Origin of the sequence: Dickeya sp. CFBP 2040, from assembly GCF_012273755.1 — a bacterium.
Taxonomy (GTDB): Bacteria; Pseudomonadota; Gammaproteobacteria; order Enterobacterales; family Enterobacteriaceae; genus Dickeya; species Dickeya poaceiphila.
The window spans coordinates 1-11,986 of sequence record NZ_JAAVXH010000049.1; the positions used below are offsets into that span (position 1 = coordinate 1).

Here is an 11,986-nt window from a genome sequence, read left to right on the forward strand (position 1 = left end):
ATCAATGTACCTTTTAGTTTTTCTATCATGCCAGCGAACATCGCAGGCAGGCATATTTCTGGGCAACGCCTATTCCTGAAATAATACTCCTGACGATAACGCGGGTGACATATTAAATATAGTGATTGAATATGGTGATTACAATGATCCTAAAGAAACGATTCATTAAATGGCTGTGCTTACCCATTGCCATCAGCATGGCGAGTATCCCTTCATCTTATGCACTTACAGACGCGCAATATAAAGCACTGGTACTCGGAGCAGTTGCTGCGGGTTCATGGGGTGTATGGGGACTGATTAATACAGTAGTGAATTCTTCCATCAGAGGTCGGATAACTTCAACTGATGGTGCCAGTTTGGTTGGAACGCTCTGTGGTTCAGCTGCAGCGGGCACCGTCAGATTATGGAATCCTCCCACCGATCCAATCAATACAGCTAATCTTGTAACGGCCGCCATCAAAACGGCTACCGTTCCAGCTGCGGCAACAGGCTGTTACTGGATAACCAAATTAACTGTACAGCTATATTTCGATTCACTAAAAGGAAAATCCGACCATCTCGACCTCACGAAAAGAAGACATCTTTCTGCTGATGCAGACCGGTTCGCCAGACTGAAAGATCACCTTGCGAATCAAATTGATTACGCGGGTGCTGCTAGCAGTAACGCTACCAGGGTCAGGTTAAACTATACCGCTACCTGTGGGAACGAGTTGGTACCAACCAGGCGTTGCGCTGAATTAGAAAATGATGTCGCTCGGACGCAAAGCGCAGCCACTGCAGCACTCCTTGCAGCCAAGGAGACAGCATGGGATCTTGCCAGTCTCGCAGTGACGATCACAAATGATGAAGGTAGTACTATCTTCTCAGAGAATCCTTTGCCTCCACGGCCCTGAGGTTTACAGAATAACCAATAGAATTTGCTGTCAGTTATAATGGCCTTTAGGAAAAAATTTTTGTTACTACTGGCGAACAGGCTGTTTATGTATTACTGCTGACGATAACGAAACTGATATAAAAGACCAGGGGTAGGATTCTGTAAAAGTAAAAATGCCAGTCAGTTAAACAACTGACTGGCATTAATCAACATTATTAACAGAGTTATGATTCCCGCTAATAAAAAAAATAGGAAAAATCCTTTGAGAAAGAAAAAAATAGTATTCCCCACAAATCTTCAGGAAATAACAAAACAAAAATTAGACACTTGACACCCGTTTAAACACCACTACAATTTTCAGGAGGAAATAAATTCACGGGATTTTTAACAGATACATCTTTTAGCTTTTTCATTATGCTGCCAACCGATCAAAATCGGGAATATTTTTTTGGCAACCCCCATGCCTGAAATAATATTCCCGACGATGATGCGGGTGACGTATTGAATATGGTGATTATGATGACCTTAAAGACACAATTAATTAAGTGGCTGTGCTTACCCATTGCCATAAGCCTCACAAATATTCCTTCATCTTATGCGCTTACCAGCGCGCAATATAAAGCACTCATATACGGAGCAGCTGCCGGGGGGGCATGGGCTGGCTGGGGAACATTAAATTCGGTGCTGAGTTATGTCGCCAGAGGCGACCACACGATAACCGCAATTGATGGCGCAAATGCGATGGCAACCATATGTGGTGCAACGGCTGCGTCCCTCTTCAGATTATGGAATCCTCCCACCGACCCGGTCAGTATTGCGAATGTTGTACTGGCCGCCACCAAAGCAGGTGCCGTTACGGGTACGACAACAACCTGCCGCTGGGTGACTAATGCCTTTATACAGATATATTTCAACGAAGCTCAAAATAATGTCAAAAGGCTCGGCACCACACAAAAAAATCGTGTTTTTCATGATGCAGAGGTAATAGCCATACTGCGAAGCGCGCTGGAGAATAAAATTGATATTGCGGCAGATAAGGCACGGGCTGCTAATGACTATGCTGAAAACTATAAGCATCAGTGTGGCGATTACGGTCAGACGACCAGGGATTGCCAGGACCTGGCCGAACAGGTATACCGTGCGACTCTAGAGGCTAAAAAAGCAGTCCTGGAAACCAAGCAGGCAGCGTGGGATCTTGCCAATGCAGTACAGGCGATTGCAAATGATGAGAATGTTGCTATCGATGCTGGACAAAGTATGAGCCCCCGCCCTGGCTAAAGTTTGCAGAATAAACAACAGAATTTACTGTCAGTCATATACAGTCCTTCAGCAAAAACTGCTATCGCCATTGGCAAACAGATTGGTTGTGCATGAATGACTGCAATGAAATTGATATAAAAATACCAGGGATAGGGAGATAAACGGTAGAAATAAATAATGCAGTCAATTAAAAAACTGACAAGCATTATAGGCAGCAGGGAAGCAACTCTGTATTTTTTGGTATATTCGAAGAGCGCCACACCAGTTATTTAATCCCCAACAAGCAGTAGCAATAAAACGTTATTCACTATTTTGCACTCTATTCTTTCTCCACTTCAATCGGATCTGAGGAATGTAACCCCAAATGCATCAGGCGAATGTCGCCAGGTTCCCCCGCTGGCACGGCATCAAGCAGAACGACTCTGATGCCATACTGTTGCTGAAGCGCACTGAGCCAGAGAAACAACTCGTTGAAATGGACCACGGCAGGAGACGCAAGCACAGCCTCACGCTGATGGTTTTGAAATGAAAAAGCGAAAGTGGCTGGCGGGGCAGACCGCTGGAGAACCTCCGGCAGCGGCAACGCCAGCATTTTTTTGTCAGGCCGGGCTGCCAGCCAGACGGTGAAATCCTGCTGCTGTGCAGCCCAAACGCTGGCCTGATGCAACTGAGCGGATTTTTCACGCAGGTGCACGAATAACGCGAAGAGTAAAATAACGCTGACGCCCATTCCAGCCAGCCAACGCCGCTGTACCTGGCTGAGCGTGCACCACGTTCGCAAAACAGCACTCACTGGGGCTTCCTTATCATCAGGGTAATGTGGGTTTTTTCTGCCTGAGTATCACGGACAGCCACGCTAACGGTGGCTGGGACACTATGAATGAGCTTACTGGCCTCGTCTTGCGGCAGGAGAACGTCAAGCGCCAGTTGACGCTGCGATGCATCGAACCGTAGGTGGGAAATTGCCGGGGTAGTAAATCGCTGACTCAGGGTTAAATAATCAGCCAACTGATCAAAGAAGTTACTCCCGCCACTCATCTCCCCACTCACCGCAAGTTGCTGCTGCCGATCCCTGATCAAGCGCTCCAGCACGGGCAAATCCGCACGGGTGTCGTCGCTGGACTGACGAGCATAAAACGCCTGCAAAAATGCCGTGTCCTGATGTATTTGATAACCCAGTCTTCCCAGGCAACCCACCAGCACAATCATCACTGTAGCCACCAGTCCCAGGCTGACAGTCCCAATATAGCGGTATAAGGGACGTGCGTGCGTCATAGGCAGCGAAGCAGGCAGGCCACGTAACAAATTGACGCCGACAGGCCCACATGATGCAAAGCGCTGCGCGTCCTGCAGGGCCGGAGATTGCGCTGCCCAACGCGCGGCTTCCACCGGCGACGGACCATAAAGCGACACCAATTCTGTTGCCACAACATGGTGCAGCAAATCCTGAACTGAGGCGACGGGTAGCCAGTATCCGGCTCCCTGATTAAAACGAAGCAGCCAGCGCGACTCTGCCCAGGCTAAGACCACGGGCGCCTCAGGTAAGCTCAGCCATTCTGGCAGCATCTGCTTCACGTTGAGTCCTGCCGCGTTCACCTCCCCCAGTACCGCTGACAGCCACGCACACGGGCAGCCGAATATTAACCGGCTGTCGCGATCAAGCAGCCACCAGTGAAAATCAGCGGCGGGCTGGCCCAGCTTATCTTCAATCAGCAATGCCAGTTGTGTGGCCGATAACACGGTTTTTCCCGTGACGCTCACCGTTTCCAGCACGCCCTGCTCGGCGGGTATCCATAAGATGACGTCATCCTCGCGCCGGGCAACATCAGGCAACGTTAACGCCGCCAGGCTGCTGGCTTCTCCCTGATGAATCAGCTCACTACCGTCGGCTGAACGCCACCACCACCGCACCCGCCCATGAGGAGAGACCGGCAACAGGATAGACAGCAGTGCCGTTTTCTTTTGTTTAAAGAACATAACGCTCACCAGAATCAATAAAATAGTTACGGCGATACACCAACGCTTGTCCTCGATAAAAATAGAGCAACGTCACAAGGCTGAAGTGTTCGCCGCCCTGGGAGAAGTTCAGGGTCAAGAGGTAATGATGGCTGCCGAAATTAAGGTAGCGATTATTGTGCGTTAGGTCCGCTAAGGCCGGTGGCAACGCCTTGGCATCATGCCACCCGGTTGCAGGTCGGCTCAGCAATAAAGGCTCCAGTGCCACCTTTTTATCGGAAATATGCAGTACTTCTGCCAACAGCGGCAGCGTTTCGTGGGTTATCGCATTGATGTTAATTTTAAATACATCAGACGTTTGCGACAGTGAAAAAATCGGCCATACGCAGCTGATCCGCTGCAGGAAATCCCTTTCAGCTTCCGACAGCGGCAGCAAACTCAACTGGCTGGCATCGGTAAACTCTGCGCCATTCAACATGGCTCTCAGCACCCCCGGTAACGGGAGGGGCGAGAAACCCTGCTTTGCTAACACGGCATTGATCCAGTCACGGGCTACATTTTTACCAACACCGTCATCATTTTTACCACCATCGTTATTTTTAACAACACTGTCATTTTTACCCATGACATCATTTTGACCAACGCCGGCGCCGTCAGTCTTTTTCGTCTCAATCAGTAACCAGTTGAGATTAAAACAGCCCGATAAATCTTTGACCTGATAGCTTATCGCCTGGCCGTTACTATCTTGCACAGTGCCGGTAGCAGCGAAGGCGCCGGTAGCAAGCTGACTGTGATGCAAAACCAACTGCGTGCGCAGGCGTTGCGCTACTATCGATTCGGCACTCAGCAGCACCCAACGCTGATTAATCTGTTGACGATGATGACGCAGCGAATGATACAGCAGCAGACTGTTCCGCATCCCCCCCGCCAGCAGAAGCATACCGATAAACACCACCAGCATCACTATCAGCAGGATGACGCCTTTTTGGTCGTCAGCACGTGTCATGGTCGGCCTCTTAGCAAAATCAGGCGCTGATAGGTTCCCAGATCCCTGAGGGTCACCGTAAGCTCAATGGCGTTGGGGGGCAAAGGTTGCCAGCCGGTTGTGTTTTGCCAACCGTCCTGCTGGTAAAAGCGCAGACTCCACCCCTGCACTCCGGTCAGGATGACTTGCCAACCAGGGGAGAACGACGTTTGTCGGTAAATCACGCCGTTTTGCAGACGCCACGCAACCTGCATCGTCGATGCCCGTTGAGATAGCGGACGACTGCTGAACGTCAGCGTACTTAACTTGCTGCCATCCAGCGGCTCGCTAAACAGCAGTACACTCCCCCCCACACGCTTGACCGGGACCAGGTTAGAGAGGTCCTGATGCATCTGCTGCACGCCCGTCAATAGCATCGTGATATTCCGCTGCTGAAGGCGCAAACGCAGGCTACCGCTATTCAGCCCTCGCAGTATGAAGAAGGCACTCATCAGCAATGCCGAGGCAATGGCAACTGACAGCAACACCTCAAGAAGTGTAAATCCTTGCTGGGTTCGCTTCATGGCGGCGTAATATTCAGTTGGATTAACGGCTGCGGCTGCGTGTTGTTAAATACCCTGACCTGTAAGAGCTTCAGGTCTGACGACTCCTCCTCTGGTGCATAGCCCAGTTCCCAGCTCCAGCGTTGATTACCCATGACGCTGCTGCCAGACATCGACTCACCGCTGCCAGGCAACGCAGTCAGATGAGCAAGAACCAGAATATTATCCGCAACCCAGCCCGCGATAATCGATTCACGGGTATGCGCCGTCATCGCCATTTCCTGAGAAACAGAACGGAAAATAGCGCTGCAACACAGAGCCAGCATAAAAACGGCAATCAACACCTCCAGCAGCACTATTCCACTGTCTGTTTTATTATTAGTCATCAGGCGCCTCTCGTGTTTTATCTTAAAACCGCGACTATTTAGTCCAGTTTCCGATATCATCCTTGGTCCCGACTTTTTCATCCGGCCCTGAAGAGTAAACATCAACATCTTTATGGCGACCTGGATTAGCATAATAGTAGTCGTGTCCCCAGGGGTCTTTGGGAAGATCACGGATATAGCTGCTACTCAGGTTTTCGCTGTTCTCTTTTCCTGCTCCTTCCGTCAACGCAGATAATCCCTCGCTTTGTTCCGGGAAACGATTATGGTCGAGGTGATACATCTCTAATGCGTTTTCAATCGCACTGATATCCGCTTTGGCTTTTTGAATATTGGCCCGCTGCTTACTTCCCATAATATTGGGAAGCACCAACGTAGCCATCAGTCCAATAATGACAATAACAACCATGACTTCTAACAAGGTAAAGCCTTGCTGAACGCGTTTAATGCGCCGATATAACATAATTATTTACTCTCAAGGATTAAATGGTATTACCGAGTTGCATAATTGGCTGGAGGATTGACATAACAATAAAAAGAACCAGGCTGGAAATAATAATTAATAAACCATTCTCGCTCAGCAGTAATACCAGACTAACCCGCCGTTTAAGACTTTCTTCCTGTATATCGGCGATATATTTCAGCATCTGTTCCAGCCTGCCGCTCCGTTCACCGGAAGCGATCATATGTTTTGCCATCCCGGAAAAGATGTCGTTATTGCTGAGCGATTCGGTCAGTGATTTACCTTCATTCACCTGTTGGCTGGCTACGGCAAGTTGAAAGCGTGCAAAACTGTTGTTAATCACATTTTCGGCCACGCTCATCGACTCCAGCAACGGGATTGCGCTGGCGATTAATATCTCCATGGTGCGGATATAGCGTGCGCTGCTGATGTCCCTTAATAGTGGGCCGATAGCGTATAAGCGAAGCAAATGACGATCCAGCCACAGCCGGCGCGCCGGCGCGCGGACTATCTGACGCAGGCCGACAACCAGCGCCAGTAGCGCTACCGGCAGTGTCCAGCCATAGTGATTTAGCCAATCGCTTATGGCTAATAGCGTTCTCGTGGTCAGCGGCAGCGGGGTATGCATTTGCTGAAGCTGCATCACGACCTGCGGCACCACAGAGGTGAGCAGCACCGACACCACAATGATGCTCATGACGGCAAGCAGCGCAGGATAAAGCAGCGCCTGAATTAAGGTATTTTTGGTTTTCTGACGCTGATCGAGATAATCCGCCAGCCTGGTCAGCACCAGTGCTAAACAGCCGGTCGCTTCTCCGGCGGCAACCATCGCGCAGTATAAGCGGTCAAAACTATGCGGCAGGGTTTGCAGCGCCTGCGCAAAACTCACCCCGGCTATCAATTGCTCCCGCACCGCGTTCAGCACCGCGCTCACGGCTTGCTTCTCTGCCTGACTTGCCAACGTGGTTAACGCTTCTTCCAGCGGAATGCCCGCTTCAAGCAAAGAAGCAAGCTGGCGGGTTAATAACGCCTGATCGAGGGTGGATAACCTGTCGTGACGCCTAAGGAAAAGCAGCCACTGTTGCAGCAGGTTGGCGCGACAACTGACCATCACCAACTGCCGGGCAAATAAATGCTCCCGCAACGACTCAGGCGAAAAGGCGCGACGGCTGCCGGTGACCAGCACCCCCTCATTATTGACCGCGGTATAGCGAAAATTACGCATCGTCATAAAGCTCACCAGTCACTCGGATGACTTCATCAATAGAGGTTAAACCGGCCAGAACTTTATTCATTCCGTCCAGGCTGAGTGACGCCGCGCTTCCAGCCAGCGCCGCCAGCTCATTCTCATTTTTTTGCTGATAGATCCCCTCGCGCATCGGTTCATTAATCACCACCAGCGCCTGAACCAACGTACGCCCGATATAGCCGGTATTAAAACAGGCCGGGCAACCCTGTGGCCGATATCCCATCATGCCTTCCTGCCAGGGCACATTGAGCATCTGGCATTCTGCGGTCGTAATCGGCACGGGTTGGCGACAATGGGGACACAGGCATCTCACCAGCCGCTGTGCCATGACGGCGTTCAGCGCGCTGGCCAGCATAAAAGGTTCGATGCCCATATCCTGCAACCGGGTCAGTGCGCTGAGAGCCGTGTTGGTATGCAAGGTAGACAGCACCAGATGACCCGTCATCGACGCCTGTACCGCTATCTGCGCTGTTTCCTGATCTCGAATTTCACCGATTAAAATCACATCAGGGTCCTGGCGCAAAATAGCCCGCAACCCTTTGGCGAAGGTCATACCAATTTTGCTGTTAACCTGAGTCTGCGAGATATTGGCGATGTCATATTCAACCGGATCTTCGATAGTCATGATATTGAGCTTTTCTTGATCGAGTTCGTTGATCATCGCATACAGCGTTGAGCTTTTACCGGACCCCGTCGGCCCTGTGACCAGAATGATGCCATTTGGCCGGCTCACTAACGACACCACCTTTTTTCTCACCGCATCAGGCATACCGAGCTGACGTAAATCCAGTTTGACGGCATTTTTATCCAGCAAACGCAGCACAATTCTTTCGCCATAACTGGAAGGTAATACCGACACCCTGACATCCACGGCACGACCCAATATGCGTAAACTCATACGCCCATCCTGGGGTTTGCGCTTTTCTGCAATATCCAGCCGGGACATCACTTTTAAGCGCGACACCAGCAGCGAAGAGAGACGCCGCTCAGGCTCAAGTTTTTTGTGTAATACGCCATTGAGGCGAAAACGAATGGCGACCCGCTGCTCAAAGGTTTCAATATGAACATCAGAGGCGCGCTCTTTCAGCGCCTGCGCAAGAATGGCGTTAATCAGCTTAATGATTGGCGGATTATCGTCATTATTGAGAATCTCTTCATGCACAGGCAGCGTATCAGCCAACTGATACATATCCAGATCCTCGCTCAGCCCCGCCATCACCTCACTCGCCCGTTGATCACTATTCTGAAACGTACTGACGATGCGTTCAGCAAACGTTTCCCCATCAATGGCGTTGAGCAATGCGCCCGATGGACAATGGCGCAACGCACTCATAATCGCTTGCGGATGCGCATCGTTGCGGTAATAAATTCGCCAGGCGTCATCCTGCTTCTCAATTAAAATGCCCTGGCTTTTCGCCCATTCCAGACTGGAGAATTTCGGATGCATCAGCGCAGGCTCACCGTAAATTTATGGATACCGTTCAGAATGGCGTTAACATCAGCATTTGGGCTTTCCACCGCGTGTGATGCATCTTGCGATGTGGAAAAATGGCGTACCATTTCATCAGCCGCAGAGGAAGATGCGCCTCGCCCCATCTGCACCGTATCAACGCTGTCGCTACGAACAATACGTGGACGGATAAATAACATCAGATTGCGTTTATCATTATTACGAGAGGTATACTTGAATAAATTTCCCAGAAAGGGGATATCGCCTAACAGGGGAACTTTATCAACGGTCTCTTTCTTCTCATCATCCAGTAATCCGCCAATGACGACGGTTTCACCATCTTGAACCTGCACGACGTTATTCACCGTCCGAATATTAAACACCGAGCCGAGATTGTTATTCACTTGTCGGGTATCAGACAAACTGGAAATTTCCTGGGATATATTCAACAGGATAGTTCCACTCTGATTTATGCGCGGCACGATACTGAATTTAATCCCAATAGTGCGTCGCTGAACGGTATTAAAAATATTATCGTTATTGGTCGTTCTCGAACCGGTTAAAATAGGCACATCCTGACCGACGTTAAATTCCGCCCGGTGATTATCCAGAGTAACCACGCTGGGAGTGGCGAGAATATTATTTCCTCGGTTACTTTCAAGCGAATTAAACAGCGTCCCCCAATTGCCGTGATAAAAACCGGCCACTAATCCCTCGCCATTTTTTAACGCATTCACCAATGGATTATCCTGCGTGAATCCCTTGCCGACATTAACGCCATTGAAGTTGCTGCCACCGTAGTTTTTATTTCCCCAGGAGATACCGAGATTCAGTCCTTCGGCTTTCTGCACTTCCACGACAATCGCTTCAACCAGTACCTGCTCATGCCGGACATCAAGCTGCCGTATAATGGATGACACCTGCTTCATCGCAGCAGGCGGTGCACTGACGACCAGGGCATTGTTATCACGATCAGCATGGACGTGGATTTGCTTTAGCAGCGTATCGCCGTCACCGGACATACTACCGCCGAACATACTGCTGGGGTCGGTCGAAAAATCCGTACCGCCAGATCCAGATAAAGAGCCGCCGGTAGCCTGACTGTCCAGATTGGTGGACTGCCCAGCAGGAGTCATGCCGCCCTGCAACTGTTGTGATTGTTGCGCCAGCAGCGCTTCCATCGCCATCGAACTACCCGAAAAAGCGCCAGCCTCAGAACTTCCCGACTGATTATTGTTAAACAGCTTCGCCATTTGCACCGCATCAGCATACTTTAAAAAAAACACCTGGGATTGCTGACCTGGCACATCCATGGCTGAAATTAACCGACCGATCTCCGCCTTAACTTGCGCGCCGCCTTTTACCACAATAGTCCTGGTCGCATCGTTGCCATAAATTAAAGGCGCATCCTTATCTTCCGGGTTGAGGTTTCTGAAGGTATTCTGCAAGGATTTAGCAACATCCGATGCTTTTGCCTGACTCAGGTTAAATACCGCCGGACTGTTATCTTTCCTGGCATTGTCAACCTGATTAACAATGCCCACCAGTCGCTCAACGACATCCTCGCGGCCAGTGAAAATAAACAAGTTTCCTGGCGAGTAATATTTCAGTTTCACTGCACTGCTTTCCGCAATAGCACTCAGGATGGGTTCCAGTTCAGCGCCAGACAGCGCGTCCATTTTTGCCAGGCGTACTACAATATTTTTTCCTCGCCCTTTGTTACCTTCAGCCCAGGCCGCCCGCAACGATTGCGCCTGAGGGACGACATTCAGGGTATGGTTATCAACTGAAACCACGCTGTAGCCATAAGCTTCCATCACGTTCAGAAAAAAAACGAGGTATTGATTTTCATCCAGGTCTTCATAACTACGTACTGAAATCTGCCCCGTAATGGACGGGTCAATAATAATGTTCTTCTTTAAAATTTTTGCCGCAGTGGCAACAAACTCTTTTATGTCTACTTCACGAAATGACGCTGAATATTTTTTTGATGTATTTTCAGATTGAGTGGTAGCCAAAGCATGAACATCATCTGTCGTCGTTTCTTTTTCAGCACAAACACTATTCGACACCATAAAAATAAAAAGAAATACGTTTAGTCTCAAAACGTTGTTCATTCTTATACCTTGAGTTTAACCACTTTTAAAATGAAGTGACCGATAATATCCGTTACTATCGACAATAACTTTATCTGGCAAAACAAGAAGAATTTTTTCATTACCGGGCGATATACTCTCCCCTGTACGATAATCCTGCTGCATATTATCACTTTCAACCGTTATCATCGCAGCATTGGCGTCAAGCGAATAAATAATACCGGTAAGCTTAAGCGGTGAATCAGATTCCGGTGCGTTTTGTATTATATATTCCGATAAAGGATGGTCATATACTCTAAACAGAGTAGCGTCATCCGATTCGACAGCATGTGACTCGCCAAAAAGATGTCTTTCTGTCACGGACTCTTTTTGTTGAGCAGTATAAAAGTCGTGACTAATATAAAATATTTCCCCCGATACAGACCTCGCTTCTTGTTGTTGCCCGATTTGTTGTCCAATGAGCCAGACGACGCAGACCAGCAAGCCCAACCATGAGACTCCCCTTATTACGTTCTTACGTGTAAAATTAATATTATTCATAGAAAAAAATTAAAATTAAACTCATAAATAGACAACTCCTTTTCATACTGAGTTTTATTCATGAATTATCCATCACTCTGGTAAACCCTACATTTAACCATGACATTTAACCATGCTACCGCTCTTGGGATGCTTACCCCCCAATTTTAAAAGTAAGACACTCACGTTTATAAGACATCTACTCAGAG

Annotated in this window: 12 protein-coding genes; 2 read left to right on the forward strand and 10 right to left on the reverse strand. The window is 49.1% G+C overall.

The genetic code is table 11. The features are described from left to right. The first annotated feature begins 143 nt into the window (after positions 1-143). Together Dpoa2040_RS06710 and Dpoa2040_RS06715 are read left to right on the forward strand one after the other, a co-directional pair. Positions 144-893, forward strand: a complete 750-nt coding sequence (locus tag Dpoa2040_RS06710; RefSeq protein WP_168640774.1) for a hypothetical protein — start codon at positions 144-146, stop codon at positions 891-893. A 497-nt stretch (positions 894-1,390) separates the two neighbouring features. Further along, positions 1,391-2,152 (forward strand): hypothetical protein, encoded by a 762-nt coding sequence (locus Dpoa2040_RS06715; protein ID WP_168640776.1) that lies wholly within the window; start codon positions 1,391-1,393, stop codon positions 2,150-2,152. Between the two features lie 301 nt (positions 2,153-2,453). On the opposite strand, the gene gspM is transcribed toward Dpoa2040_RS06715, so the two are convergent. Genes gspM through Dpoa2040_RS06765 form a run of 10 tightly spaced genes read right to left on the reverse strand, consistent with a single transcriptional unit; the run spans position 2,454 to position 11,747 of the window. Further along, complete coding sequence (gene gspM, locus Dpoa2040_RS06720; protein WP_168640777.1) at positions 2,454-2,927, reverse strand: type II secretion system protein GspM; 474 nt, start codon at positions 2,925-2,927, stop codon at positions 2,454-2,456. Further along, complete coding sequence (gene gspL / locus Dpoa2040_RS06725; protein WP_168640778.1) at positions 2,924-4,111, reverse strand: type II secretion system protein GspL; 1,188 nt, start codon at positions 4,109-4,111, stop codon at positions 2,924-2,926. The genes gspM and gspL overlap by 4 nt, the downstream gene beginning before the upstream one ends. Then, positions 4,101-5,096: a type II secretion system protein GspK gene (locus tag Dpoa2040_RS06730; protein ID WP_168640779.1), complete on the reverse strand. Its 996-nt coding sequence runs from the start codon at positions 5,094-5,096 to the stop codon at positions 4,101-4,103. Before Dpoa2040_RS06730 ends, gspL begins: the two co-directional genes overlap by 11 nt. Further along, positions 5,093-5,638, reverse strand: a complete 546-nt coding sequence (locus Dpoa2040_RS06735) for a type II secretion system protein GspJ (protein ID WP_168640780.1) — start codon at positions 5,636-5,638, stop codon at positions 5,093-5,095. The genes Dpoa2040_RS06730 and Dpoa2040_RS06735 overlap by 4 nt, the downstream gene beginning before the upstream one ends. Next, complete coding sequence (gene gspI, locus Dpoa2040_RS06740; protein WP_168640781.1) at positions 5,635-6,003, reverse strand: type II secretion system minor pseudopilin GspI; 369 nt, start codon at positions 6,001-6,003, stop codon at positions 5,635-5,637. Before gspI ends, Dpoa2040_RS06735 begins: the two co-directional genes overlap by 4 nt. 34 nt (positions 6,004-6,037) lie before the next feature. Then, positions 6,038-6,463 (reverse strand): type II secretion system major pseudopilin GspG, encoded by a 426-nt coding sequence (gene gspG / locus Dpoa2040_RS06745; RefSeq protein WP_042868727.1) that lies wholly within the window; start codon positions 6,461-6,463, stop codon positions 6,038-6,040. Positions 6,464-6,482: 19 nt separating this feature from the next. Beyond that, positions 6,483-7,694 carry a type II secretion system F family protein gene (locus Dpoa2040_RS06750; protein ID WP_246867261.1) on the reverse strand — a complete coding sequence of 404 codons (1,212 nt, stop codon included), beginning with the start codon at positions 7,692-7,694 and terminating at the stop codon, positions 6,483-6,485. Then, a complete protein-coding gene (locus tag Dpoa2040_RS06755; RefSeq protein ID WP_050569393.1) occupies positions 7,681-9,159 on the reverse strand; it encodes a GspE/PulE family protein in 1,479 nt (492 codons plus the stop codon). The genes Dpoa2040_RS06750 and Dpoa2040_RS06755 overlap by 14 nt, the downstream gene beginning before the upstream one ends. After that, positions 9,159-11,279, reverse strand: a complete 2,121-nt coding sequence (gene gspD / locus Dpoa2040_RS06760; protein ID WP_168640782.1) for a type II secretion system secretin GspD — start codon at positions 11,277-11,279, stop codon at positions 9,159-9,161. Before gspD ends, Dpoa2040_RS06755 begins: the two co-directional genes overlap by 1 nt. A 15-nt stretch (positions 11,280-11,294) precedes the next feature. Next, positions 11,295-11,747: a type II secretion system protein N gene (locus Dpoa2040_RS06765; protein ID WP_246867262.1), complete on the reverse strand. Its 453-nt coding sequence runs from the start codon at positions 11,745-11,747 to the stop codon at positions 11,295-11,297. Positions 11,748-11,986: the final 239 nt, after the last annotated feature.